At 59.7% G+C, this 26,096-nt stretch carries 21 protein-coding genes, 2 tRNA genes and 1 pseudogene; 7 read left to right on the top strand and 17 right to left on the bottom strand.

Translation table 11 applies throughout. The features are described 5' to 3' along the window. Nucleotides 1-91: 91 nt before the first annotated feature. Nucleotides 92-1,063 (bottom strand): XdhC family protein, encoded by a 972-nt coding sequence (locus AC3I65_RS11465; RefSeq protein WP_288910678.1) that lies wholly within the window; start codon nt 1,061-1,063, stop codon nt 92-94. Nucleotides 1,064-1,086: 23 nt separating this feature from the next. Between AC3I65_RS11465 and AC3I65_RS11460 the strand changes: the two are divergent. Then, a pseudogene (locus AC3I65_RS11460) lies at nt 1,087-1,289 on the top strand (alpha/beta fold hydrolase); the annotation flags it as partial. Here the strand turns inward: AC3I65_RS11460 and AC3I65_RS11455 are convergent. The 7 genes from AC3I65_RS11455 to AC3I65_RS11425 all read right to left on the bottom strand — a co-directional run bounded on the left by AC3I65_RS11455 (nt 1,282) and on the right by AC3I65_RS11425 (nt 11,863). Further along, nucleotides 1,282-2,634: an MFS transporter gene (locus AC3I65_RS11455; RefSeq protein WP_288910674.1), complete on the bottom strand. Its 1,353-nt coding sequence runs from the start codon at nt 2,632-2,634 to the stop codon at nt 1,282-1,284. The pseudogene AC3I65_RS11460 and the gene AC3I65_RS11455 overlap by 8 nt on opposite strands. Nucleotides 2,635-2,817: 183 nt before the next feature. Further along, on the bottom strand, nt 2,818-3,621 hold the full coding sequence (locus AC3I65_RS11450; protein ID WP_076385038.1) for an enoyl-CoA hydratase/isomerase family protein: 804 nt from the start codon (nt 3,619-3,621) through the stop codon (nt 2,818-2,820). Between the two features lie 19 nt (nt 3,622-3,640). After that, entirely contained in the window at nt 3,641-5,179 is a 1,539-nt protein-coding gene (locus AC3I65_RS11445) for an AMP-binding protein (protein WP_076385040.1), read from the bottom strand. A gap of 5 nt (nt 5,180-5,184) precedes the next feature. Continuing rightward, nucleotides 5,185-5,685, bottom strand: a complete 501-nt coding sequence (locus tag AC3I65_RS11440) for a (2Fe-2S)-binding protein (RefSeq protein ID WP_488523734.1) — start codon at nt 5,683-5,685, stop codon at nt 5,185-5,187. 2 nt (nt 5,686-5,687) lie between these two features. Continuing rightward, nucleotides 5,688-6,494: an FAD binding domain-containing protein gene (locus AC3I65_RS11435; protein WP_076385044.1), complete on the bottom strand. Its 807-nt coding sequence runs from the start codon at nt 6,492-6,494 to the stop codon at nt 5,688-5,690. Beyond that, the gene (locus tag AC3I65_RS11430) at nt 6,491-9,490 is read right to left on the bottom strand and encodes a xanthine dehydrogenase family protein molybdopterin-binding subunit (RefSeq protein ID WP_173407012.1); all 3,000 of its coding nucleotides are present in this window, start codon (nt 9,488-9,490) and stop codon (nt 6,491-6,493) included. Before AC3I65_RS11430 ends, AC3I65_RS11435 begins: the two co-directional genes overlap by 4 nt. A 162-nt stretch (nt 9,491-9,652) precedes the next feature. Next, complete coding sequence (locus tag AC3I65_RS11425; protein WP_076385048.1) at nt 9,653-11,863, bottom strand: putative bifunctional diguanylate cyclase/phosphodiesterase; 2,211 nt, start codon at nt 11,861-11,863, stop codon at nt 9,653-9,655. Between the two features lie 518 nt (nt 11,864-12,381). Between AC3I65_RS11425 and AC3I65_RS11420 the strand changes: the two genes are divergently transcribed. Then, nucleotides 12,382-14,178 carry a DAHL domain-containing protein gene (locus AC3I65_RS11420; RefSeq protein ID WP_488523733.1) on the top strand — a complete coding sequence of 599 codons (1,797 nt, stop codon included), beginning with the start codon at nt 12,382-12,384 and terminating at the stop codon, nt 14,176-14,178. Nucleotides 14,179-14,567: 389 nt separating this feature from the next. On the opposite strand, the gene AC3I65_RS11415 is transcribed toward AC3I65_RS11420, so the two are convergent. Next, nucleotides 14,568-15,467 (bottom strand): polysaccharide deacetylase family protein, encoded by a 900-nt coding sequence (locus AC3I65_RS11415; protein WP_488523732.1) that lies wholly within the window; start codon nt 15,465-15,467, stop codon nt 14,568-14,570. Between the two features lie 199 nt (nt 15,468-15,666). Here AC3I65_RS11415 and AC3I65_RS11410 point away from each other — a divergent pair, with 199 nt between their 5' ends. The 3 genes from AC3I65_RS11410 to AC3I65_RS11400 all read left to right on the top strand — a co-directional run bounded on the left by AC3I65_RS11410 (nt 15,667) and on the right by AC3I65_RS11400 (nt 16,848). Further along, entirely contained in the window at nt 15,667-15,921 is a 255-nt protein-coding gene (locus tag AC3I65_RS11410) for a DUF6555 family protein (RefSeq protein WP_047226592.1), read from the top strand. Nucleotides 15,922-16,070: 149 nt separating this feature from the next. Beyond that, on the top strand, nt 16,071-16,301 hold the full coding sequence (locus tag AC3I65_RS11405; protein WP_047226593.1) for a hypothetical protein: 231 nt from the start codon (nt 16,071-16,073) through the stop codon (nt 16,299-16,301). A 121-nt stretch (nt 16,302-16,422) separates the two neighbouring features. Beyond that, complete coding sequence (locus AC3I65_RS11400) at nt 16,423-16,848, top strand: hypothetical protein (protein ID WP_488523731.1); 426 nt, start codon at nt 16,423-16,425, stop codon at nt 16,846-16,848. A 7-nt stretch (nt 16,849-16,855) separates the two neighbouring features. On the opposite strand, the gene AC3I65_RS11395 is transcribed toward AC3I65_RS11400, so the two are convergent. Together AC3I65_RS11395 and AC3I65_RS11390 are read right to left on the bottom strand one after the other, a co-directional pair. Then, nucleotides 16,856-17,083, bottom strand: a complete 228-nt coding sequence (locus AC3I65_RS11395; protein ID WP_047226595.1) for a PLD nuclease N-terminal domain-containing protein — start codon at nt 17,081-17,083, stop codon at nt 16,856-16,858. A 92-nt stretch (nt 17,084-17,175) separates the two neighbouring features. Continuing rightward, nucleotides 17,176-17,361, bottom strand: coding sequence for a hypothetical protein (locus AC3I65_RS11390; RefSeq protein ID WP_047226596.1), 186 nt, complete (start codon nt 17,359-17,361; stop codon nt 17,176-17,178). Nucleotides 17,362-17,631: 270 nt separating this feature from the next. Here AC3I65_RS11390 and AC3I65_RS11385 point away from each other — a divergent pair, with 270 nt between their 5' ends. Then, nucleotides 17,632-17,994 carry an NUDIX hydrolase gene (locus tag AC3I65_RS11385; protein ID WP_488523730.1) on the top strand — a complete coding sequence of 121 codons (363 nt, stop codon included), beginning with the start codon at nt 17,632-17,634 and terminating at the stop codon, nt 17,992-17,994. 84 nt (nt 17,995-18,078) lie between these two features. Here the strand turns inward: AC3I65_RS11385 and AC3I65_RS11380 are convergent. Together AC3I65_RS11380 and AC3I65_RS11375 are read right to left on the bottom strand one after the other, a co-directional pair. After that, nucleotides 18,079-18,165 (bottom strand) — tRNA-Leu (locus AC3I65_RS11380). Nucleotides 18,166-18,359: 194 nt separating this feature from the next. Next, a tRNA-Cys gene (locus tag AC3I65_RS11375) sits at nt 18,360-18,433 on the bottom strand. A gap of 379 nt (nt 18,434-18,812) precedes the next feature. On the opposite strand from AC3I65_RS11375, the gene AC3I65_RS11370 reads away from it, so the two are divergent. Beyond that, nucleotides 18,813-19,592, top strand: coding sequence for a TSUP family transporter (locus AC3I65_RS11370; protein ID WP_047226598.1), 780 nt, complete (start codon nt 18,813-18,815; stop codon nt 19,590-19,592). Here the strand turns inward: AC3I65_RS11370 and nudC are convergent. From nudC to AC3I65_RS11350, 4 genes are all read right to left on the bottom strand, one after another. After that, entirely contained in the window at nt 19,560-20,390 is an 831-nt protein-coding gene (gene nudC / locus AC3I65_RS11365; RefSeq protein ID WP_488523729.1) for an NAD(+) diphosphatase, read from the bottom strand. The genes AC3I65_RS11370 and nudC overlap by 33 nt on opposite strands. A 6-nt stretch (nt 20,391-20,396) precedes the next feature. Beyond that, nucleotides 20,397-21,209: a crotonase/enoyl-CoA hydratase family protein gene (locus tag AC3I65_RS11360; protein WP_047226600.1), complete on the bottom strand. Its 813-nt coding sequence runs from the start codon at nt 21,207-21,209 to the stop codon at nt 20,397-20,399. A gap of 248 nt (nt 21,210-21,457) precedes the next feature. Next, a complete protein-coding gene (locus tag AC3I65_RS11355; RefSeq protein WP_107322608.1) occupies nt 21,458-22,933 on the bottom strand; it encodes an efflux transporter outer membrane subunit in 1,476 nt (491 codons plus the stop codon). Continuing rightward, nucleotides 22,930-26,034, bottom strand: coding sequence for an efflux RND transporter permease subunit (locus AC3I65_RS11350; RefSeq protein ID WP_107322609.1), 3,105 nt, complete (start codon nt 26,032-26,034; stop codon nt 22,930-22,932). The genes AC3I65_RS11355 and AC3I65_RS11350 overlap by 4 nt, the downstream gene beginning before the upstream one ends. Nucleotides 26,035-26,096: the final 62 nt, after the last annotated feature.

Here is a 26,096-nt window from a genome sequence, read left to right as displayed (position 1 = left end):
TTCAGCAACACTTGGCAGGCCACTATCGCGCGCGAATGTCCGAGCGTCTACCTCGACTTTCGCAGCCCCCACGTTCGTCGGAGAAACCGCCTTACAAGGCATGGCGTTCTTTGCCGTGATAAACACGCAGGATGTCGGCCACCACCGCCAGAGCGATTTCCGCCGGGGCTTTGCTGCCCAGATCAAGGCCGATGGGCATGTGTAAACGGGCGATCTGTTCATCCGTCAGACCACCGATGCGCTTGAGCCGTTCGGCGCGCTTGGCCGAGGTTGCCTGAGACCCCATGGCGCCGATGTAGAATGCCGGGGTGTGCACCGCTTCCATCAGCGCCAGATCATCGATTCGCGGATCGTGAGTCAGCGCCACCACCGCGGTAGCCGCGTGGCAGCCTCCGGCGGCAATGAACATCGAAGGCAGCACACGTTGCATCTCCACGCCTTCGAGATTTACATGCAGCATCTCTTCCCGGGGGTCGCAAGCAATGACTTCGCAGCCGATGGCGCGGGCGAAACTGGCGCAGACTTCAGCGACCGGCGAAAGCCCCGCCAGAATCAGTCGTAACGCCGGGCCAACGCTGATGCGCACCTTTTCGTCGACGACTTGCACACGCTCGCTGCCGTGTCCGGTGTCTGGGTCCAGGCGCAAGGCACCGCTGCTCAGCTCGACATGCCGCAACAGACGGCGCTGGCCGAGTAACGCCGCTTGCAGACTCTCCAGATGCATGAGCCATTCGTGACTGGCAGCGCGGTGCTCGACCAGCACGATCAGCACGCCACCACAGGGCAATCGCAGACGGTGGCGTTGCTCGACGCTGTCGCCATAACTGACGATCTGCGCCGGCTCGCGTAACTCACCCCGTGCCAGACTTTCGAGAAACTCCTCTTCGACGCAGCCACCCGACAGGGAGCCGACGTGTTCGCCCGAGCCATTGGTCACCAGCATCGCACCCGGCGCGCGCGGCGCCGAGCCATAAGTGGAGAGCACCGTGCATAGCCACTGCTCCTGCCCGGCGCGAGCCCATTGCAGTGCCTGGTCGATCACCTGAACATCGAGATGGCGCATGTTTTCTATACCTCAAGCAAAGCGTGGTAAAGCCGCTGCTGGTGATCCAGGGTCGCGAAGACCACTACGCCACGCCCGAGCAACTGGTGGTCATCCAGCGACAGGTGCCTGGGCCGTGCAGCTATGTGTTGCTGGATAACTGCCGCACTTTCCCCAGACCGAAGCAACCGAACGGACCTTGCAGCTGATCTGCGAACTCCTGGAGCGCCTCCCCGCCCTTATTTGAAGTTTCCTTGGGTTTCCGCAATCACCACGCTGCCGATCAGATAGATCACCGACAGACCGGCGGCGAAAATCGCCAGTACCACGGGGATCTGCGCCGGGCTGCTGCTGACCAGGGACACAAACGTCGGCATGGTTCCGCCGAGGGCGAAACCGATGTTCCAAGACAACCCAGTGCCGCTGGCGCGCAACTCGGTGGCAAAGCGTTCGTTGAGGAAGATCAGGATCGGCGCGATGATCGCCCCGCCCATAAAGGCAATGCCCACGCAATACAGCGCAGTGCGGGTCAGCGAACCCGCCTCGGCGACACCAAGGAACATCATCGGCAGGCTCACCAGGTTGATCACACCCAGCAGCATGAAGGTCTTCTTGCGACCGATCAGGTCACTCAGGTAACCGAAGGCCAGTGCGCCGACAATCGTCGCTACCGACCCGTACATGAGCATCTGCGAAGTCTGGGTATGAGGAACTTTGGCGACCACGTTGAGCAATGTCGGCAGATAACCGCAGGCCAGGTAATACGTGGCTCCGCCGCCGAACGTAATCAGCAGATTGACCAGCATAACGCTGCGGTACTCGCGACCAAACAGACGCTTGAGTGGCGACACGACCACTATTGCCGGCCCCTTGGTCTTGCGGGCTTGTTGCAGTTGCTGCCACACCGGGGTTTCTTCCAGGTAACGGAACATCACCAGGCCAAAAACCGTGCTGAGCAGGCCGCAGAAGAACATGAAGCGCCAGCCCCAGACGTCAAATTCATCCCCCGGGAATATCTCCGACAACACCAGATAAGTGAATGACGCCAACAGCGCGCCCATGCCGGCACCGGCGCCACCGATCAACCCGGACATCAAACCGCGATAGCGCGGCGAGATGGATTCGGTGCCGATGGTGTGAGTGGAGGCGACGATGCCGCCAACGAAAACGCCCTGAATCACCCGCAAAACTAAAAACAGTATCGGCGCCATTATCCCGACCTGGTGAATGGTCGGTAACACGCCAAACAGTGCCGTGGAAATACCGACGCCGACCATCGACACCATCAACGCACGCTTGCGCCCGTGTTTGTCGGCATACGCACCGAAGATCGCCGAGCCCAGGGGACGCACCAGCAAGGCCACGGCGAACGAGGCATATACCGCGGCCAACGACAATGTCGGGGTGTCCGAGGGGAAGAACAGGCGGCCGATGATCGGCGCCACGTAGAGCAGAATGAACAGGTCGAACAAATCCAGCGCCCAGCCGAATGTCGAGGCAAATGCCGCGAGCAAAGCCTTGCCCGGTGGAATCTGCGGTGTATCGATAGCGGCGTCGGTGGGTGATGCAGTTATTGTTGTTGTCGTAGTCATGGTTGCCTCACACAAACGGTGAATCGAAACGTTCTGCATCCCGGTGCGCGGGTTGCGGGTAATCAGCAGGTCAGCGGTGTTACCTTGATGTGCCCTTTTAGTTGCATTGAAGGGGCGGCAGGCCCCGCTCCGTAAGGTGTACGCCGTTACCAACATACCCCCGGGCCTGTTCGCCGGTACGATTTACTCGCCGATAAACACGGCCGCACGCTTGCTGTGAAACGCTTCAACGCCTTCCTTGAAGTCCTTGGAGCTACGCAGACGGCTGTAGCAGTGACCTTCCATTTCGATCGCGACGGTCAGCGGTGCATCTTCGTTGTCGTTGATCAGTTTTTTCGCCGTGCGTTGGGCCAGCGGCGAGAAGCGACGCAGTTCGTCGACCAACGCATCGACGGTGCTTTCCAATTCGGTGTCTGGCACGACCTCGGTCGCGATACCCCAGGCATAGGCCTGGTCGCCCGTGATGCGTTTGGCGCGCATCACCATGTGCTTGGTGCGGGTGATGCCGATGATTTTCTGCAGACGCGCGGAGCCACCCGAGCCCGGGATCTGGCCCAGGTTCTGCTCAGGCAGGGCGTAGCGAGTGGTTTGCGAAGCGATGCGGAAATCGCAGGCCAGGGACAGTTCGAAGCCGACGCCGAAGGTGTAACCACGGTTGGCAACGATCACCGGTTTTTCGCAACGTGCCGGTGCCGCCACGTTCCAGGCCAGCTTTGAAACGTGCTCTGGCGAAGCCTCGAGGAAACCCTTGATGTCGCCGCCGCTGGAGAAATGTTCACCCACCGAGCGCAGCACGATGACGCGCACATCGTTGTGTGCATCGAGGGCTTCGAAGACCAGGCGCAGTTGATCGCGCTGCCCCATTGAAATGACGTTCAACGGCGCCCGGTTGAGGATGATGTCAGCGCGCTCGCGAGACACATCAACGTCAACCTGGAAGCCATCGAACTGGGTGTCGAGAAATTGCTGGATCGCTTGTTGTTGCATGGGAGTGTCCTCTGGATGATTAGCTGATGGCCTTCAAGGCCTGTTCCTGAAATTGGGCCAGCAGCACGCGCCGCAGCACCTTGCCCACTGGAGATTTGGGAATCTGGTCGATGAACTGGTAACGCCGTGGCCGCTTGAATTTGGCCAGGCCCGAAGCGATGCAATGGGCATCGAGGTCGCCTTCCGAGACCTCAGCGCGCAGCTTGATAAACGCGGCAATAATCTTGCCCCATTGCTCGTCGGGCAGACCGACCACCACCACCTCTTCCACCGCCGGGTGCAGAGAGAGCATGTTTTCTATTTCTGCCGGGCTGACGTTTTCGCCGCCGGTGATGATCAAGTCATCGACACGACCCGTGACGAACAGATCGCCCTCCAGATCGAAGTAGCCGATGTCACCGGTGAAATACCATCCGTCACGCAACGCCTTGGCGGTCGCTTCAGGGCGGTTCAGGTAGCCTTCGAACGCCTCGTCACTCGCCAGGTCGGCGATGATCTGGCCCTCCTCCAATGGGTTGACCTGCACGTCGGCTGTTTCAGCATCGATCGGCACCACGCGCACGCGCTGGTTCATTGCACTGCGCCCTGACGAACCGGGTTTGCGGCTGGCTTGCTGGTCGATGGTGAAGGTGTAGATCTCCGAGCTGCCGTAATGATTGACGAACAATTGCGGCTGGAACGCCTGCTCGACGCGACGCATCAAACCGTCGCTCATCGGCGCACCGGCAAAGCCGATCTTCTCCACACTGGCTACTCGCTCGCGGGCAAAGGCCGGGTGTTCGATGAGCATGTGGTAGAGCGTCGGCACCAAGTACAGATTGCTGACCTTTTCCCGCTCGATGGCCTGCAGCGTGGCTTCCACGTCAAACTTCGGCACACAGACGAAATGTCCGTCGATCAGCGCCATGGACAGCAGCGATCGAACGCCCATGGTGTGGTAAAGCGGCATGACACCTAGCGTGCACTCGTTCTGGCGGTAGAGGTTTTGCGCTACGTGGGCAACCGCCGCGGCGCGCTCACAACGGTGCCGACGGGGCACGCCCTTGGGCTTGCTGGTGGTTCCGGAGGTGTACAGCAACAGTGAAATGTCTTCGGCGTCGGCCTGCAAAATGATGCCGGAGGGGGTCTGCGAACACAGTTCCTCGAAACTCAGATCGGTGTTGGCGGCACGGAGTCCGGCGGCGATCCGTGGCAGCCTTGTGGCGGCGCTGCAACCGGCCACGACAGTCACGGTAGCGTCGTCGTAAGCCACCGCACGGATTTGCGCATCTTCGATGCAGTAGCCCAGTTCATCGGCAGTCGAACGCCAGTTCAACGGGGTCATGACGATGCCCGCAAACTGACAGGCCCAATGCAGGGTTGCCATCTGCCAGCGGTTTTGCATCGCTACCAGCAGTCGATCACCGCGTTGCAGCCCGAGGCATTGCAAGCCCCAAGCGGCGCTCTGGATATCAACGAACCAGTCTTCATAGGTTTTCTTCAACGCACCGTCACTGACCGCCACGGCGTGCGGTCGGCGTTCAACGGCAGCGAGGAAACTGCGTCCGAGATCGAACATTTTTGTTATACCCCTTTGTTCGTTTGGCGCTGGGCAGCGACTTCGAGCACGGCCTGGACGATGCCGGTGTAGCCGGTGCAGCGACATAGATGCCCCGAAAGCATGTCGCGTACCTGGGTCTCGTCCGGGTTGGGTACCCGTTCGAGGAAATCCACGCAGGACATGAGAATGCCCGCTGTGCAAAAGCCGCACTGCAAGGCGTGATGACGACGAAAAGCTTGTTGCAGGTCGCTCAGCGTGTCGTCGTCAGCCAGGGACTCGACAGTCTCGATACGCAGCTCGTGCCCCTGTACCGCTAGCATCAGGCAGGAACGCATGGCGACCCCGTCCACCAGCACCGTGCAGGCACCGCAGACGCCGTGTTCACATCCGACATGGACGCCGGTGGCACCGAGGTCGTGGCGCAGGAAGTCGCAGAGTTGGGTCCGCGGTTCAGCCAGGGCTTCACGGGAGCGGCCATTGAGTTCCAGGCGAATCGCAAAGGTTTGGTCGGCAGTTACACGCATGTTCAGACTCCTTCAATCAGCTGATGACCCAGCTCGCGAATCAGTTGGCGGCGATAGGCAGCGCTGGCCTGCACGTCGTCCTGTGCATCAAGCGACCAGGCGGTTTGATTGAGCGCGTCCGGCAATGCCGCACCACGAGGCAGACTGCGACGTTGCGGACGGTCGGCGACCCCGCCGATGCCAAGCTCGACCTGGTCCGCGCCAATGGCCGCGGCCAGGGAGACAATTGCAAAGTCGCCGTGGCGCATGGCGATTTCGCGGAAGCGATAAGTGATGCCTTCGCTCTTGAGCGGAAAACGCACCTCGACAACCAGCTCATCTGCACGCTTGTCGGTGGTGAGAATGCCTTGGAAGAAGTCGGCAGCCTTGACGATGCGCTTGCCTTTTTTCGACTCCAGAACGATCTCACCGCCCAGCGTCACCAGGCACAGCGGCAACTCGGCGCTGGGGTCGGCGTGAGCCACCGAACCGCAGACCGTGCCGCGATTACGCGTCTGGAAGTGGCCGATCCAGGGCATCGCCAGTGCCAGTAAAGGCACCTCGTCCATCAGGGTCGAACGCGCCAGCAGTTGCGCCTGTCGTACCCCGGCGCCTACGGCCAGGCAATCCTTGCGCAGTTCGATATAGGCCAGTTCAGCCACATGATTGATGTCGATCAGCAACTTGGGTTGAGCCAGGCGCATGTTCAGCACCGCCATCAGCGATTGGCCACCGGCGATGATGCGAGCCTCCTGGCCGTACTCGGCGAGCAGTTCAACCACCTGACGACGAGTGTCAGCCCGAACGTAATCGAAAGCAGCCGGTTTCATTGCGCACCTCCCTTGCCAAACAGCGCGCCAAGCGAGGCCCGCATCCGCGCCCACCAGCCGGTGGAGATGGCTCGGCCGCTGACCCGTTGTGACAGGCGAGTAAATATTTGTCCGATGATCACTTTCGAGGCCCCTTGCAACATTCGGCCGCCGACTGCGGCGACTTTGCCGCTGACCGCCACCTGGTATTGGTATTCCAGACGCGTGTGGCCATTTTCCAGTTCGACGAAACGCACCTTGGCCTGCCCCTGGGCCGAACCCATCGAGCTGCTGCCGGAACCGGACAGACGCAATGAATACGGAGGGTCCAGATCACTCAGGGCAACCTTGGCCTCGAAGCGCGCGCGGATCATGCCGACGCCGACGGTGACGTCTGCGCGATAACGGTTTTCACCTTCAAGCACGAGGTCGTGACAACCGGGAATGATCGCTGCCAGCGTTTGCGGGTCGAGCAAGGTATCGAAGACCTGTTGCGGCGAAGCAGGAATCACCACCGCGTCGTTGGCCCGCAGTGCCGGTCCAGCGGCAGGTTCCGCGTCCAGGTTTTCATCGGGCTCCATCCCCGCGGGCCGTGGAGGCTCGTCAATCCCGATGAGCGTGCGTACTTTTGATGGCGTCAGTGGCAGACGAATGTCCGAGCGACCAAGGGCGTCGGCCACCGCGTTGGCGATGCATACCGGCGTGCTCATATTGTTACCCTCGCCCACCCCCTTGGCGCCCAGTGGGGTGAATGGCGATGGCGTTTCCATGTGAAGGATCACCGGTTCGATCGCTTCCGGTGCGGTCGGCACCAGATAATCGGCGAATGTGCCAGAGAGGAAGCTGCCGTCCTCGCCATAGGCGAACTCTTCCATCAGTGCCGCGCCGAGGCCCTGGGTAAAGCCACCACGAATCTGGCCATCGACCAGCGCCGGGTTGAGCAGGCGGCCGGCGTCATGACAGGTGACGTAGCGATCGATGTGGATCTCACCAGTCATGCGGTCGATTTCCAAACCACAGATGTCGAAGACAAAGCCGTAGCACAGCGAGCTATTGACCTGGTCCTGATCGTCCGGTGCCACCAATTGCGGCGGGCTCCAGAAGGCGGTTTCGCGCAGACCGCCGCTTTCACCTTCCGGCAGCAGGCCCGGCGACCAGTGGGTCGCACCGGCAATCCGATGGAATGGCGCCACCGCCCCGCCATTGACCACGAAAATCTTGCCGCCCGCGAAACGAATATCTTCAGGACGGGCCTGAAAATGCTCGGCGGCAATCGCAGCGAGGCGATCGCGGACTTTCAGCGCCGCCTTGTAGACTGCACCTGCCACAGCACCGGCAAAGCGGCTGGAATAGTTGCCCGAGGCAATCGACCAAGCGTCCTTCTGGGTATCCAGTTCGACGTTGACCACGATGGATTCCAGCGCAACCCCAAGCACTTCGGCGACGACCTGCGCCACGGTAGTTTGATGGCCCTGCCCTTGCGGTGCCGAAGACACGTGCACGCTGACATCGCCCAGTGGGCCGACATTAATAGTCGCAGTAGCAACCGCGCCGTTTTTAGGTCCCGCTTTGCGCCGCTCTTCGGGCGTCATCGCGGTGGTGATGTAACCCATGTTGGAAATCGACGGCTCGATGACTGCGGTATAGCCGATGCCGTAGATTCGGCCTTCGGCACGGGCTTGATCACGACGGTTGAGCAACTCGTCGAGCCCCCCATCTGCCACCGCCAAGGCAATGCCTGCCTGGTAATTGCCGGAATCAAGCAATGCACCGGCGGCTGCGCTATAAGGGAAGGCATCGGCCGGCACCAGGTTACGGCGGATCACGTCCAACGGATCAAGCTTCAACTGCACGGCGATGTGTTGCAGCAGCCGCTCAAGGGCGAAATACACCTGCGGGCCACCAAAACCACGGTTCAGGCCGGAAGGGGTTTTGTTGGTCAGCACCACTCGGTTGCGCACTTGCAAATTGCGGATCGCGTAGGCTCCCGTCAGGTTGCCGTGCATGCGGTAAAAAGTCGCCGGTTCAGGTGCTCTCAGGTAGGCACCACAATCGTCGATCTGGTCATAGCGCAAAGCGGTTATACGACCATCTGCTTCTACCGCCGCTTCAATTTCGGTCACCCGATTAGTCGCCGAAGAAGCCCCCTGAAGATGTTCCAGACGGTCCTCGACCCATTTCACCGGTGCACCGACCTTGCGTGACGCCAGGCCCATCATCACCACGTAAGGGAAAACCCCTTGCTTGATGCCAAAGCTGCCGCCGGAATCTTTGGGCGTGCGCAAACGCAGCCGGTTGCCGGGCACATTCAGAGCACGGGCCATGACCGTGTGCAACGCATAGGGGCCCTGGAAATTGGCGAGCACGTCATAAATGCCGGTGGCGCGCTCGTACTGAGCCAGCACCACATAGCATTCGATGGGGGTGCAGGAACTGCGCGGAAACTTCACTTTGAGCGAGACCTTGTGCGGTGCCTGCTCGAAGGCCTGCTCCGGCTCGCCATAACGAAAGCGCCGTTCGTTGACCACGTTGCTGCCGACTGCTTCGTGCAGGATCGGCGCCTGTTCGGCAGTGGCCAGTTCGGGATCGATGATCGGGGGCAGCGGTTCGTATTCAATGCGCACACCTTCGATCGCGTCCTCGGCCAGATAGCGACTCTCAGCGATAACCACGGCCACCGGCTCTCCGACATAACGCACCTTGTCCACGGCGACGCACCAGTGCTCCATCGGCTGCCGCACACCCACCGGGAACGGCAGCGCCCAGCGTTTGACATCTTCGCCGACCAGCACGCCGTGCACGCCTTTCATCAGCAGCGCACTGGAAAAATCCACCGAGGTGATTCGCGCATGAGCGTGGGGGGAACGGATGATCGCCGCATGTAACGTACCCGGAGGGATCGCAGCGTCATCGGCATAGCAGCCGAGGCCGCGCAACAATGCGGCATCCTCGACACGAGTCTGACGGGCGCCGATGTGGCCAGTCGGGCTTTCGGTAGCAGGCTGGAAACTAGTCATTTTTTCGCGGCTCTTGTTGTTGTGCAGCGCGATAGCGTTAGAGCCGAGTGTGTGAGAAAGGCGCAGGGAGCGCCTTGCCTGGGGAGAGGGAGTTCTGCGCTGGTGTCTGAAAATTTGCCTTGGCGTCTGATTTTCAGGTGTGGGACCAGACAGAATTGGCGGTCAGGGATGGGACGCGAGCTGGCTCAGGAAAGCTTCGATTTCTGTAGAGGGCATCGGTTTGGCAAAGTAATACCCCTGAAAAATATCGCAGCGGCTGCCCTTCAGAAAAGCCACCTGAGACGCAGTTTCCACGCCTTCTGCAACCACCGTCAGGCTGAGGTGATGGGCCATGGAAATAATGCCTTGGGTGATCGCTGCATCGTGATGGTCGGTGGCGATTTCCTGGATGAACGAGCGGTCAATCTTGATTTTGTCGATGGGCAAACGCTTGAGGTAGCTGAGGCTGGAAAAACCGGTGCCGAAATCATCGAGCGCAATTCGCACCCCCAAGGCCTTGACCTGGTGCAACGTATCGATCGCCTGTTCAACGTTATGCAGCAAGAGCGACTCGGTAATCTCCAGCTCCAACTGCCCCGCGCTAAGTCCGTGCTTGCTCAGCACTGTCTGGATACACTCGACGAACTGGCCACGCTGGAAATGCATCGGCGAAATATTTACGGCCATCGAGATTCCTGTGACGCCCTGCTCGCCTAGCTGGCGCAGCTGCGCGCAGGCTGTATCGAGAACCCAAAGGCTCAGTGGGATGATCTGACCACTATCCTCCGCCACCGGCACAAACACCGCTGGTGAGATGAATCCTTTTTCCAGATGCTCCCAGCGCAGCAACGCTTCGATCCCGACCACCCGCCCCGTGCGCGCGTCTATCTGCGGTTGATAGTGCAGCCTGAACGACTGAGTTTCGATAGCCTTTTGCAGGTCATTGCGCAGGCTCGCGTGCTCGCAAACGCGCTGATTAAGATCGCTGGTGTACCATTGGAAGTTGTTGCGGCCTTGCTGCTTGGCTTTGTACATGGCCATGTCAGCCTGCTGGATCAGCTGCATCGGCTGCTCGATGTGACCATCGCTCAGGGTGATACCGACACTTGCACTCACGTGCAGGTCCATGCCCTGGATGCAGTAGGGTTTGGCAATGCTGGCCATCAAGCGCTCGGCCACCGGTACAACGTCCTCATCACGAAGCAGGTCCGGCAGCAGCACGATAAATTCATCACCGCCCATGCGCACGATGGTATCACCAGGACGAACCTGCTGGGTCATACGCTGCGCCACCTCAATCAGCACCTGATCGCCGAAGTAGTGCCCGATCGAATCGTTGATGGATTTGAATCCGTCCAGATCAATGCACATCACCGCCAGACGACGCTTACGCCGACGACTGATGTGACAGTCCAGAATGAGCTGGTCTTCAAGCGAAACACGGTTAAGCAAACCAGTCAGCCGATCATGGCTGGCGTTAAAGCTCAATTGGCGCTCGAAATGCTTCTGCTCGCTGATGTCCCGGGCAATGCCAAATACCCCAACGATCTCTCCATTGACCATGATCGGCAGGTTAGAGATGTCCATGGTCAACAGCTTCTCTCCCTCGTCGCGAACCCGTGCCTCGAAGCGTTGAGGCGTTCCGGCGCGGGCTGCGGAAAAATGCTGACTGACCCGCTGCAGGTCTTCTTCGAGCACCAGATGGGAAAAGTGATGGCCAATAAAATCGGTTGCGGTGTGCGGCTTTAGCTTAAGGCCTGCTGGATTCACACTCTGGATGTTGCCGGCCAGATCGAGGGCGAACACCGGGTTGGGGTTGTAAGTGAACAATGAACGAAAACGTTGTTCGCTTTCCTCCAGACGTTGGCCGTCACGCTCATGGCGGATCGCAATGACTGCCAGTTGGGCCGCGCGGCCCAGTCGTTGAATCTGCGCCTCATTCGGAAAGTGGGTCCGGTTCTGGTACAGGGCAAATGTACCCAACACGCTTCCTTGATGGGAGAGCAAAGGCACCGACCAGCAGGAACGCAGGTTATGCCCCAGCGCCAGGCTGCGAAAACGCTCCCAGTTTGGGTCCCGGGCGATGTCTTCGGTGACCACCAGCTCGCGCCGGAACGCTGCGGCGCCGCAGGTTCCTTCCTGTGGACCAATGGCCATTCCATGAATCGCCTCGCTGTACTCGGCCGGCAGGCTGGGCGCCGCGCCGTTCAGCAGGTGTTTACCCTCGGCATCAGTGAGCAGGATAGAGCAGAAGGTTTCGGGGGCCTGTGCGTCGTGCATCTGGCAGATGGCGCAGAGTATTTCGCCCAGATGATGATCGGTCGCGATCATACCGAGAATGTCACGTTGCGACTCGGGGAAGGTCTTGCTGTGAAAGCTGGGACGAGTATTCATGGTGATTCCTGAAGACTCTCGAGGTCGTCCGGTCTTCAGAGAGCCAGAAATAGTGGCGGCCGATCACTGTCCACTAGTGCGTCGGACGGGCACTCTATAGAGCACCGACTCACTAAAAAAAGCCTCAGATCCAACATAAAAAACAGTATCAGACTGCAGCCGTTTGGCTGATTTCGCTTTCTCGACTCACCGCAATTTCTCGGCCATACAGGGTTCTCCCGCGAGAAAACTACGCGCCTGAGTGGGAGCCAAAAGTCGGCCGCCACTGTGGCGGCTGACTTAATCTACGCCCGCCGCCAGCCTCCCACATCGCCCCGCCTCCTTAGCGCTACACTCACGTCATTGACGTACCACGCCACCGTTAGCAGGGAGCTCAACGTGCACCCAGGCAAAAGCAGACCCACGCCACCTATACAACACCAAACAAACACTCCACCCATCGTCCCAAGCGCCGCAATCCTGCCTTGTCTTGGCAACTCACCGATCTGCCCGATCAAGAGCCTTGACGGGAGGACCGTGTGACCACTCTCATTAAAAAATATAAATGGCCCGCCTTATTGGCTGTCGCGCTTGCTGTGTTTTCGGCCTTGATATTCTTTTTAGTCAAGTCCTACACCTATGACGCCTCCACCTATTTCGAATCCCGGGATTTCATCCGCCAACTCAAACAATCCGACGCCAACTGGAACGTCAAAATCCTGCGAAAAAAGATCGGCATCAATAACAACCTGTCGCTGACCCCGCCACCTGAAGCGGCCAGTCGATGGGCGCAGTTGGAGCAGCTCAACAATTCTGGTCCTTTGGCGGCCCTTTGGGCATCCAGGCGCCAGGGCTATGTGGAGGCGGTGAGGAACAAAAGCCTGCTGGTGGAGCAGTTCCAGCAACACAACACCCGCTTACGCACCGCTCTGGATGCGCTGCCACTTGCCGAGGACGACATCCAGACACGGCTCAGGGAGATGGACGCCGACACTCCGATAAACCGCCTAGAGATTGCCTCCAGTGTCCTTGACCTGACTCTGACAACGCTTGAGTACGCCCTTTATGTCACCTCGGACAAGGCCGAAGAAGTAAGGAGCCAGCTCAATGCGCTGGAGCAATACATCGCCCAACTGCCCCAGCCCTACCAGCCGTCCTTTAGCACGCTGACACAACATGTCGAATCAATTATCCAGGAACAACCGATCGTCAATGACCTCATTGACCGCATCAGTGTTATCCCGGTCGCCCAAGAGCTCGACAGTATTAACGAGCTGTTGAACGAAACCCAACGCAGGACCGCCGAGACCGAACGCCAATACCATATCTATCTGGCTGTATGCGCCGGCCTCATGGCCATTTTGATGATCTACCTTGCCGCGCGGTTGGTTCGCAGTTCCGCGCTCATCACTCAGATTAACCAGGAACTGCAATCCTCCAATGAACGGCTGGAAGAACGGGTGGAAGATCGCACTCGCGAGTTGATGCAGGCCGAACGTGAGCTGGTGGAGGCGGCGCGAATGGCGGGAATGGCCGAGATCGCGACCAACGTGTTGCATAACGTGGGGAACGTTCTCAACAGCGTGAATATTTCGGCGGACCTGGTGACCCGCAAGTTGAAAAACAGCAAGACGCTCGGCCTGGGAAAAGCGGTAAAAATGATGAATGAGCATGCCGAGGATTTGGGCCGTTTCATTACCCTGGATGAAAAAGGCAAATTGTTGCCTCGTTATTTCAATGAGCTGGTCGAGTCCATCAATGCCGAACAGGGACTGCTCATTGACGAGCTGGCACAACTGACCAAGAGTATTGACCACATCAAGGAAATCGTCGCCACCCAACAAACCTACGCTGGCGCCGCGAGATTGATCGAGCCGCTCAATGTCAGGGATTTGTTCGAAGATGCGTTACGCATGAACGCAGGCGCGCTGAGCCGGCACCATGTCACGGTCATCAAGGATTTTCAGGACATCCCCACCATCCTGGGAGACAAGCACAGGTTGCTGTTGATCCTGATCAATCTGATCAGCAACGCCAAGTTCGCAATGTCGAATGTTTCCGGGCATCCGCGGGAAATGACGCTAGGGATCCAGATCGTCGCTGAGAGTACGTTACGCCTCAGCGTCAAGGATCGAGGCGAGGGTATTGCGCCGCAGAACCAGGCTCGAATCTTTAACCACGGGTTCACGACCCGCAAGGACGGCCATGGATTTGGCTTGCACAGCTGTGCTCTGGCTGCGGTTGAAATGAATGGTCGTCTCTACGCCCAGAGCGATGGGCCTGGTCAAGGGGCCTTGTTCACTCTGGAGATCCCGCTGGAACTGGCCAATACCTGAACCACTGGGGCGAGTTGGCTGCGTGCGCAGCATCCTCCGGGGGTTGCGCGCGTGCAGCCAACTCTGACCTGCGAACACGACCTTCTAGCGCTGCTATTTAGTGTTAGCAGATCGCTCGCTTCGGTTTCTGCGTACCGGCAACGCCGCCGCGTAAGCCAGCGCTTCCTCACGGGAAGCAAAGGAGCCAAGCCGGTCCACTTGGGTGCAGACCCGCCATGGGCCGCTGTTCACACTGAGTACGTCATAACCGTTGATGTGCACTTTCGTTAGCATCGCAGCACTCATAGTTACCTCCTGCCAGATAAACCTAAGGTACGCCCCTTACCTTACACTCAGTTGGCATCAGGGCATCAACCGGGCGTCGCAATTTCCCGGGTGCGACATGCCCATCAGGGTGAGCCCGATCCCCACAGTCTGTTCCACAACCCAGGCAATTGCACCGGCTCGGTGCCGTCTTTGACGGTGCGAGCCAGCGCTGCTCGCTCAAGCGCCTGACGGTCGTCATAAAATGGCTTGGTGTCGGTCTTCACCCCAGTCGCCTGGGCAGCGTCGATCAGAATCTGCAGGTACTCCCGGGCGTGTCGTGCGGTGTAGCGATTGAGATCATGAAAGGTCACCACCACCGGAATGACGCCATCAACGGCAGGTATCTGCCCGCCGGCGATACGTTCACGCACTTCGCTGAGCTGACGTATTAGGTTGATTCGCCGTCTCGGACTCGCCGTGATGCCCCAGACTTTGCCGTCGTTGGCACTCAGATCAGTGAGCAACATGTGCAGGCCATGGCGCCGGTAGGCCGCGAAGGTGCGGGTGTCGAAGCTCCAGAACGGCGGCCTCACCAGCCTGGGAGCCTCCCCCGTGATGGCGGCAATGTCGGCGCTCCCATTGAGCAGCGACTGTTCCAGTTCATCTGGGCTGAGGAACCGGTGGTTGCTGTGCCCGGAGGTCGCGGTATGAAAGCCCAGCACATGCCCTTCCTGCTGTTCACGACGCATCACCGAACGCCCGATATCACTGCCACCGGCCCGCGACGCTCGAGTCTGCACAAAAAATACCGCCTTGATCCCCGGCTGCACCGGGTTTTGCGCCAGGGCATCGAGCACGCCCATGCTCGGGTTCCAGAAAGATGATGCGCTGGGCCCGTCATCGAACGTCAGCAGAAAGCGGATCGGCGGCTGCGTGCGAAGGCGCTGTTCGGTCTGCGCAGTCAGCTCGATAGGAGCGCCAATGCATCCCAGCAAAGCGCTGGCAAGGGCTACGAGAGACAACACCCTGGCGAAGATTTTCATTGTGTGCCTTTTATGGTGATCGCACTGACTCGCCTTCGATCCATGGCCCTTGGTGCCCAAGCCCAGCTTGGAGAAGGTTAACCGGGTTTGGTTCCCGGCCGCGAGCCTCGCCGCGCCCCGATTTTGACCGTCTGGAGATCCGATGGAATTTTCCGCCCGCCTCTGCATCCATCCGTATAGAACTAATTAGGGAGGATTTATGGGCGGGCCATCGCTTTACATCATCGACTACATGCTCCATGGCGAGCCCAAGTCATTCATCATTCGTGCAGAAGTGATGAACAATTCCGAAGCCTGGCATTGGGCCAGTTGCGACGCGGGTGTCGGGCGCATCCCCAAATTCGGGAGGGAAAAGGTCAAGCGGGTGTCAAAACCACTGGCAGAAAAATACGGTATTACCGACGTGCGCTGGCGAGCCAGTGTCGCGCCGGCCTGGGTAAAAGAGTCAGGCTGAGTCCGCAACCCCTCTTTGGCGCACCGGCCGTCCGGCCGTGCGCCGTTTTCTTCGCCAGACCCGAAATAACTCAACTACGCTTAATTATCGGTACAACCCGCTGCTGGCGGGTTTTGTGCTGCCCTATACACACTCAATGGAGGTGCGACATGTCTGAAAAAGAGTCCATCACCACCGTGCTCACCTTGCTGGAATCGCGTCAGGCGCGATTGGCGGCAGCCTGCAAAGAAATCGCTGACTGGGTCGACCATCAGGGCGGGCACCCTACCGCCGTGCGCATCCGGGATCGTCTCAATGACATCGAAAAAGACGCCCCCTCTATCCAGAGCGCGCTGACGTCCCTCAAGCCCGCCGAGCGACCATTGCCCAAGTTCCGCTAACGCATTGCGCTGCACAGATTCTTCCCCACGCTCTACCGGTTGGAAAACCGATGGAACGCGGGCGTTCTTTGCGCCTCGATATGGATATGTATCGGAGCAAAGCCGCTAGAGGGAGAACACCATGTACGCCAGAATCCTGCTGTTGATCGCCTGTGCCTGCCCTGCCGTCGCCATGGCGCAAGGCTGCGATGTAATCACTCGGTCCCAGAGCCAAGCGATACCGAAGATCGAAACCCATAGTTGTTACGAATACAAAGGCGTGCCAGCCGAGACGATTGGCTGGTCGTGCAGCAACGAAAGCAAAGGTGCACTGAGCACTGAAAAGAACCAGGTCGAACGTTGCGCCCAAGGCTATGTAGCGACGTGCCAGGCCCGGCTGACTCAGGAATCCCTGGCCAATCCGCACTCAACCAGCAAGGACCGTGGCGGCGAGTCAGCCAACATCCCTGACGATGCGCAAGTCACCCGGTACTACTACAACACCGAGCAACTGGCGCAAGCACAGAAAGATTGCGAAACCACCGGTGGGCGCTGGAAAAACCAATGAAGGGTCCCTAACCTTTGCTGTGCTCTGGCGACGACGGGCCTTCCTTCACACCGCGAGGGCCGGCAACGCCCCAGATGACCAGGCCCACCACAGGCAAGATGATCAACACCAGCGCCCATCCCGCCTTGGTCCCGACAGTCTTGTCACTGCGAAAGACACTGATGATCGCCCACAGATCCACAAGCAGCAAAAGCACCACAACGCCGATCCAGAAATAGCTGGCTAGTTCAGACATGGTCCAATCCTCTTAAGGTCTATGGTTTAGGCACACCCCCTGACGGTCCGTTCAAAGAATCTGCCATCGCGTCCCCCCGCCCGAACTTGCGTCTATCCACGCTCATTCAGATAGGCGACCCACCGTTCATAAGCGTCATGCTGGCGTTGGACGGCCTGCTCCCAAATCACCCCGCTCGTTTGATGTGCGTCGACGAGCGCCATCATTTCTGAGGTGGCCGCGTCCAGTTCCACGAGAAGCTCGTGGGATTTGATTTTGAAGTCTTCAACCGTGGTCATGTCTTCTCACTTCCCCTCTACCCGAGGTTGGCTATCCACCCAACATGGATACGTTTTTTCCAAGCTGATTCAGTCGAGGCGATGATCGGTTTAATGCCCAGTCCTGACAGATAGCGAGTGCAGGCTTGAAATGAAGTTCAGTCTTTCGCCGATTGCCGCGGTCGTACAGAGAGGCCCCGGTAAAAACTGTAGTGGACAGTCCGTATGACATCGGGCTCAAATATTGCAGTTATATTTCAATTTAATGACAGTCACGGATTGAGCAAGGCCATGAAAATTCGAGCGACCGTCATCTGCGAGGAAGATCGCTACATCTTGCTCGTGCGCAAGGCCAACAGCCGCTGGACATTGCCTGGTGGAACCGTTGAGCGCGGCGAAACCCATGCTGGGGCGGCACTACGCGAGTTGGCAGAAGAGACCGGGCTGGACGCGCACAACCTGCTTTATCTGATGCGCATCAGCGACGGTGAAACCGAACACCACGTGTTCGAAGCCGCGGTCACCGATTCAAAGACCGCCCGGCCACAGAATGAAATCAGCGACTGCCTCTGGCATCCGCTGGACGCTATCGCGCAACTGCAAATGAAAAAGGGCACCCGGGAGATTCTCGAGGCATTTCGGCGCAGGTTGTGAGCGCAGCTTGGATAAGGTGGTTTGACGGAGCAGAAACAAACAAGGGTTTGCATTAGCTTTCGCTCGCAAACCCTTGATTTTAGATGGTGCCCGAAGCCGGAATCGAACCGGCACGCCCTTACGAGCGGGGGATTTTAAGTCCCATGCGTCTACCAGTTTCGCCATTCGGGCGGTAGCGCGGTCAACCTTATGGACATCAGCGTGGAGCAGATATGCCAGTCGAGGCTGGTGCAGCAAGAGGGGGGAATATATACATCCCTTCCCGGCGAAGCAAGGTTGCTTCTGTCCTTTTCAAGACAAAACCTGTCGTTGCTCCGAAAATAAAAAAGCTCCGTAAATCATGGATCTACGGAGCTGTTTTAAAGTGGAGGCCGAAGTCGGAATCGAACCGGCGTAGGTGGATTTGCAATCCACTGCATAACCATTTTGCTATTCGGCCTCAAGACGCTTGATGCAAGAAAGCTACATCAACCGTGTACAAACCTGATCAGGAAACAAGACGCTTACGAAGCTCTATCTCCTTGAAAACATTGAGATTTTTTACGTCCCAGTGCGTTCGATGGGCGCAATTATGTACTCATTTGCCTAGGCTGACAACCCCTTGATTTCAAAAAAAATTCGTCCAAAGGCCAGCTTCCGCCCGACAACCACATAGGTGTGCGAAGGCTTCTGGGCCTGCGTCGCAACCCAGCGGAGCCAGCTCCCTCACCACGGAGAACTTCAGGGACCCATGGAGGCAGTCGCAGCCCTGCCCCATTTATGGGTAACATACCGGCCTTCCCCGCAGCCACCTGCGCCCTGCCAAATAAGCCCATTTCATGCCTTTCGAACTCAGCGTTGACCTTACCACCCTCGCTATCCTGATCGTCGTTGCCTTCATTGCCGGGTTCATCGATGCCATTGCCGGTGGAGGTGGCCTGTTGACCACCCCGGCCCTGCTGACCGCCGGCTTGCCTCCCCATCTGGTCCTGGGCACCAACAAACTCAGCTCGACCTTTGGTTCGGCCACGGCCAGTTTCACGTTCTACAAGCGCAAGCTGTTCCATCCAAGGCAGTGGACCCATGCCCTCGTCGGCACGCTGGTCGGTGCCTTGGCCGGCGCCATCGTCGCCCATTACCTGCCCGCCGAGTGGCTGAACAAGATGCTGCCGGTGATCGTCTTCGCCTGTGGCCTGTACCTGTTGTTCGGTGGCACGCCCAAGGCGCCGCTGGACAGCGATGCGCCGATCAAGAAGACCTGGCAAGCGCCCCAGGGGTTCAGCCTGGGCTTCTACGACGGCGTGGCCGGTCCTGGGACGGGTGCATTCTGGACTGTCAGCAGCCTGCTGCTCTATCCCATCGATCTGGTCAAGGCCAGTGGTGTGGCCCGCAGCATGAATTTCGTCAGCAACATCGCGGCGCTGTCGGTGTTCATTTTTTCGGGGCAAGTGGATTGGATCATCGGCCTGAGCATGGGGCTGTCGGTGATGGTAGGGGCATTCTTCGGCGCGCGCACCGCCATCAGCGGCGGCGCGAAATTCATCCGACCTGTATTTATCACCGTGGTACTGGGCTTGACCGTGCGTCTAGCCTGGCAGCACTGGTTCAGCGTGGCCTAAGCGCCGCGCCACATAGAGGTCGATCAGGTAGCGGGCGATGGAACGCGAGGCCGGCAGCGGCGGCAGGTTGTGCACGTTGAACCACTGGGCATCTTCGATTTCATCTTCCTGCCTGACGATGTCGCCACCGGCATATTCGGCATGGAAACCGAGCATCATCGAATGGGGAAACGGCCAGCATTGACTGCCGACATACTGAATGTTCTTCACCTCGATGCTGACTTCTTCGCGCACCTCACGAACCAGGCAATCCTCGGCGGACTCACCTGGCTCGGCGAACCCGGCCAGCGTGCTGTAGACCCCCGTGACGAAGCGAGGCGAACGGGCCAGCAGGACTTCATCGCCACGGGTGATCAGCACGATCATGCTTGGTGAGATTCGCGGGTAATGCCGCAAATCACAGGCATCGCAATACATCGCCCGTTCCCGGGCAATCTGGCCCATGCGTTTGCCACAGCTGCCACAGAAACGGCACTCCCGAGCCCAGGTGCCGATCTGCGCGGCATAGCCCAGGACCTTGTACAGCGTGTGGTCATCCTCGAGCATGAAGGCCCGCAGCCCCTTCCAGCTGCAGCCGGGGATGTCCTGTGCGCTATGCAGCTCCAGCAGATAGACCGGCTCGCCATCCAGGTGGCCAATGCCATGCTCGGCGAGGATCGACAGGTCCTGGCGCTTGAGCCAGTCGCGGGAAAACAGCGCGCCGTTGTCATCGAACAGAAAGCCTTCCGGGCTGCGGGCCACGGCCCAGCCCCCCGGGAGATCGGTATCGAGTACTGCGGTGGTCCAGCGTGAAATCATGATCAATCAATCCTGAAATTCAGGTTTCTGTTTGCTCATATGGGCGGCCATGGCCACGCGCAGGTCGGTCGATTGCAGCATGGCGGCGTTCCAGGTGGCGACGTATTCCAGCCCGTCGTCGATGCGGTGGTCGCGCATGTAGCTGATCATTTCCTTGGTACCGGTCACGGCGATCGGCGACTTGGCGGCGATTTCCCGAGCGATGCCCATGACACCGTCAAGCAGGCTGGCGGTATCACTGTAGACACGATTGACCAGGCCGATGCTGCGCGCTTCGTCGGCACCAAAGGTGCGCCCCGTATAAGCGAGTTCACGCAGCATGCCGTCCCCGATGATCCGGGGCAAGCGTTGCAATGTGCCAACATCGGCCGCCATGCCGATATCGATTTCCTTGATGGAGAACTGTGCATCCTCGGCGGCATAACGCATGTCGCAGGCTGAAATCAGGTCGATGGCGCCGCCCAGGCAATAACCCTGGATAGCGGCAAGCACCGGTTTGCGACAGTTGTCCACGGCGTTGAACGAGGCCTGCAGTTGCAGGATCTTGCGGCGCAACAGGCGTGCGTTGCGGCCCACGTCCTTGCCCAGCTCATTGGCGACGGCGGCCAGCATCATCAGGTCGATGCCCGAGGAGAAGTGTTTGCCGGCCCCGCTCAATACCACCACGCGCGCTTCGTCGGTGTCGTCGATCCATTGGAAGATTTCGACGATCTCGCTCCAGAACGCGGCGTTCATTGCATTGATCTTGTCCGGTCGATTGATCTGCACATGGGCGATATTGTCTGCAAGTTCGACGGTGAACGCTTGGTATTGCGACATGGCAGTGATCCTTTACCGGCTGAAAAAGAGGCCTGAACTATAACAAGTCAACGCACCGGGTCGTAGACAGTGCATCGGCCAAAAGCGGGACCTGGCGACCGGTCAGGTAAAGATGTCTCTGTGGCGAGGGGATTTATCCCCGTTGGGGCGCGAAGCGGCCCCTGCATCCCGACAGAGGTATTTGGGGTCTGCTGCGCAGCCCAGCGGGGATAAATCCCCTCGCCACAGGGATCACCTTCAATCACGGATTATTCACTCACCTGCATCTGCCCATCCCACCCACCACCCAATGCGGCGATCAGTTGCACACTCGCGATCAACCGGCTCTGCTGCAAGGTCAGCACACTGCGTTCATTACTCAGCGCGGTGGCCTGGACCGTGACGACATCCAGGTAGGCGATCAGCCCTGCCCTGTACTGGTTCTGGGTCAGGCGCAAGGATTCGCGGGCGGCATCCAGGGCCTCCTGGCGCACGCGGGCTTCGTCTTCCAGGACTTTGAGCTGGATCATGTAATTTTCCACTTCGCGAAAACCGTCGAGCACCGTCTGACGATAGGTGGCGACCGTCTGGTCGTAGGCCGCGACGGTGCGGTCGACTTCCGCCGAACGCTGGCCGCCATCGAACAACGTCATCGCCAGCTGCGGTCCCACCGACCAGAAGCGATTCGGCACACTCACCCAGTTATCGTAGGTACTGCTGCTGTAACCGCCGCTCAAGCTCAGGGTCAGGTCCGGGTAATAGGCGGCCTTGGCCACGCCGATGTTGGCGTTGGCGGCCATCACCGAACGCTCCGCCGAGGCAATGTCCGGCCGGCGCTCAAGCAACTGCGAGGGCAGCGCCACGGGGATTTGCGGAAGGGTCGGGATGTCCTGGGTTTCTGCCAGGCTGAATTCGGCCGGCGGCAGGCCGATCAGCACGGCGATGGCGTTTTCAAATTGAGCGCGTTGCCAGATCAGGTCGATCAACTCGGCCTGGGTAGTCTTGAGCTGAGTCTGCGCCTGAGCCACCGCGTCCCTGCCGGATACGCCCGCGCGGTATTGGTTTTCGGTCATCTTCAACGAACGCTGATAGTTGTCCACGGTGGTCTGCAACAAGCGCTTCTGCTCGTCGATCACCCGCAATTGCAGGTAGTTTTGCACCAGTTCCGATTGCTGGCTCAGGCGCATGGCGGCCAGATCGGCGAAGCTGGCTTCGGCGCTGGCTTCATTGGCTTGCAGAGTGCGACGCAACTTGCCCCAGACGTCCGCCTCCCAACTGACACCGGCCTGGGCGCTGTAGGTGTCGCGGATGCCACTGGCCGAACTGCTCAGGCTCGAATTACTGCTGCCGGTGCCCTGGCTGGAGCGGTTCTTGCCGACGGTCAGGTCAACAGAGGGGAAGAACGCGCCCCGGGCACTGCGAACCAAGGCCTGGGCCTGACGGTACTGGGCTTCGGCCTGGGCCACGGTCTGGTTGGAGGTGTTGAGTTTCTCCACCAGGCCATTGAGCCGGGCATCGCCGTACAACTCCCACCAGGCACCCCGAGCCAAGGCGTCGCTAGGATTGGCCTGGCGCCAACCCTCAGCCTCCTTGTACTGCACGGGCGCCGCGGCCACCGGGCGCTGGTAATCCGGGCCGATGGCGCAGGCGCTGAGCATCGCCACGCACAGCGTCAGGCTCAGCAGCCGCGAGCCACGGGCGGTCGCCAGCGGTGCGACAAGATTGAAAAGCGAACGGTCGGTCATAGCGGAGTTTCCAGGGCAGCATCAGTGCGCACGCCGCGCCAGCGGTTGAAGCGATGGCGCAGTTTGTCGAGATAAAGGTAAACCACAGGCGTGGTATAGAGGGTCAGGATCTGGCTGAACACCAGTCCGCCGATGATGGTCAGGCCCAGCGGCTGGCGCATCTCCGAGCCTTCGGCACCGCCAAGCAATAGCGGCAAGGCACCGAGGATCGCCGCCAGCGTAGTCATCAGAATCGGCCGCAAGCGCAGCAGGCAGGCGTTGCGGATCGAGTCCTGCGGCGACTGCCCGCCGCGCTCCAGTTGCAACGCCAGGTCGATCATCAGGATCGCGTTTTTCTTCACCACGCCAATCAGCAGGAACAGGCCCAACAACGAAATCAGGCTGAACTCGCCGCCCAACAAGTAGATCGACAGCAGTGCGCCGACACCGGCCGACGGCAAGGTGGACAGGATGGTCAGCGGATGAATGTAGCTCTCGTACAACACACCCAGCACCAGGTACACCGCCAGCAATGCACCCAGGATCATGAACGGCTGGCTCTTCTGGGTTGCCGCGAACGCATCGGCGGTGCCGGCCATTTTTGCGATGATGTCTTCGGGCATCCCGAGCCTGGCAATTGCCCGCTCGATGGCGGCCGTGCCCTGCTCCACCGTCACACCCTCGGCCAAATCGAACGATATGTCCTCGGAGGCGAACTGACCCTCATGGCTGACCCGATCATCCTCCAGGCTGCTCTCATAATGCGCGATGGTCGACAGGGGCACCCGCGCGCCGTCAGCGGTAATGACCTGGACCTGCTCGAGGGTGCTCGGGTCCTGGGCGTACTTGGGGTTGACCTCCATCACCACCTGATACTGGTTGAGGCTGTCATAGATGGTGGATATCTGCCGCTGGCTGTAGGCGTTGTTCAACACCGAGGTGACCATATCCATGTCGATGCCCAGGCGCTTGGCCTGGTCACGGTCCACCACCAGCGTGATCTGCTGGGCGCCGCCGCCGTCGCGAGCGTCGATAGCGGTCAGCTCCGGCAAGGCCCTGAAGGCCGCCGCGACTTTGGGGTACCATTGACGTAGCGACGCCAGGTCACCGCTCTGCAGGATGTAGGAATACTGCGAGGTGGTCTGCTCACGTCCACCACCAAACTGCAGATCCTGGTCGGCCATCAGCATCAAGCGGCCACCCGGCACCAGGGGCATCTCCTTGCGCAAGCGCTCGATGACTTTCTGCGCGGAGATCCCACGCTCGTTGATCGGTTTGAGGCGTACCAGCATGAAGGCATTGTTGGTGCCGTTGTTGCCGCCGATGAACCCCGCCACGCTTTCTACGGCTTCATCCTTCAGCACGGCGCGACGAAAGATTTCCATCTTCGGCTGCATGACGTTGAACGAGAGTCCGTCGTCGCCGCGCACGAAACCGATCAACTGGCCGGTGTCCTGCTGAGGCATGAAGGTTTTCGGCACCACCACGTAGAGTGCGATGTTCACCCCTATGGTCACCAGCAGGCTCAGCAAGGTCAGGCGCCGATGGCGCAGCACCCAGTCCAGGCTGCGCGCGTAACCACGGACCATCCGCTCGTTGAGGCGCCGGCTCCAGCGCTGCAAGCGATTCTCCTGCCCCGGCACGTGGGGCTTGAGCCAGCGAGCGCAGAGCATCGGCGTGAGGGTCAGCGACACCACCAGCGAGACCACGATGGCCGCCGCCAGGGTGATGGAGAACTCGCGAAACAGACTCTCGATAATCCCGCCCATGAACAGGATCGAGAGAAACACCGCCACCAGTGAGACGTTCATCGACAGCAGCGTAAAGCCCACCTCTTCGGCGCCCAGGTAGGCCGCCTTCATGGGCGGTACGCCTTCGTCGATGTGCCGGGAAATGTTCTCCAGCACTACGATGGCGTCGTCCACCACCAGGCCGGTGGCGAGGATCAACGCCATCAACGACAGGTTGTTCAGGGAGAAGCCGTAGAGGTACATCACCGCAAACGTGCCTACCAGGGACACCGGCACCGCCAGGGTCGGGATCAGTGAGGCGCGAAAATTGCCCAGGAACAGGAACACCACCAGCACCACCAGGGCCACGGCAATCAGCAGGGTCATTTCCGCCTCGTGCAGCGTGGCCTTGATCACCGGTGAGCGGTCCATGGCCAGGTTCAGCTTGACGCTGGCCGGCAGCACGGCCTGCAACGCCGGCAGCTGGTTCTTGATCTCATTGACCGTCTCGATGATGTTGGCGCCAGCCTGACGGTTGATCACCAGCAGCACGGCTGCGTCATCGTTGAAGAAACCGCTGTTGTAGCGGTCTTCGACGCCGTCGGTGACTTTTGCTACGTCCTTGAGGCGCAGCACCGAGCCGTCCTGGTAACGGATGATCAGCGTTTCGTAGTCCTTGGCCTTCTCTAACTGATCGTTGGCCTGGATTTGCCACATGCGCTGTGCGTCCTCGACCGAACCCTTGGGCCGGCGCACGTTGCTGTCGGCAATGGCGCTGCGCACATCATCCAGGGCTACGCCGTACTGGTTGAGCAGTTGCGGCTCCAGTTCGATGCGCACCGCCGGCAAGGAACTGCCACCAATCTGTACCTCGCCCACGCCCGACACTTGGGACAGGCTCTGGGAAAGGATGGTTGAAGCCAAATCGTAGAGCTGGCCCTTCTCCAGCACATCCGAGGTCAGCGACAGCACCATGATCGGCGCCTGGGACGGGTTGACCTTCTTGTACGTGGGCATGCTGCGCATGCCGCTGGGCAACAGGTTGCGCGAGGCATTGATGGCCGCCTGCACTTCCCGCGCCGCGCCGTTGATGTCGCGGTCCAGGTCAAATTGCAGGATCACCCGGGTAGAGCCCTGGCTGGACCGGCTGCTCATGGTATTGACCCCGGCGATGGCGCCAAAGGAACGCTCAAGCGGCGTTGCTACCGTCGACGCCATCACCTCGGGGCTGGCCCCCGGCAAGTTGGCCTGGACCACGATCACCGGAAAATCCATCTGCGGCAACGGTGCAACCGGCAGCAAGCCAAAGCTCACGCCACCGAGCAGCATGATTGCAAAGCTCAGGAGCATGGTCGCTACGGGGCGGCGGATGAAAGGGCCGGAGAGGTTCATGGGTGACCGCTCCAGGCTTCAGACGATATGCCGTGAGGGATGGTCGGGCTCTTGTGGCGAGG

It is taken from the genome of Pseudomonas sp. N-1-13 (genome assembly GCF_057787095.1).
The sequence above is the reverse complement of the archived record's forward strand: the minus strand, read 5'-3'. Positions and strand labels throughout refer to the sequence as shown.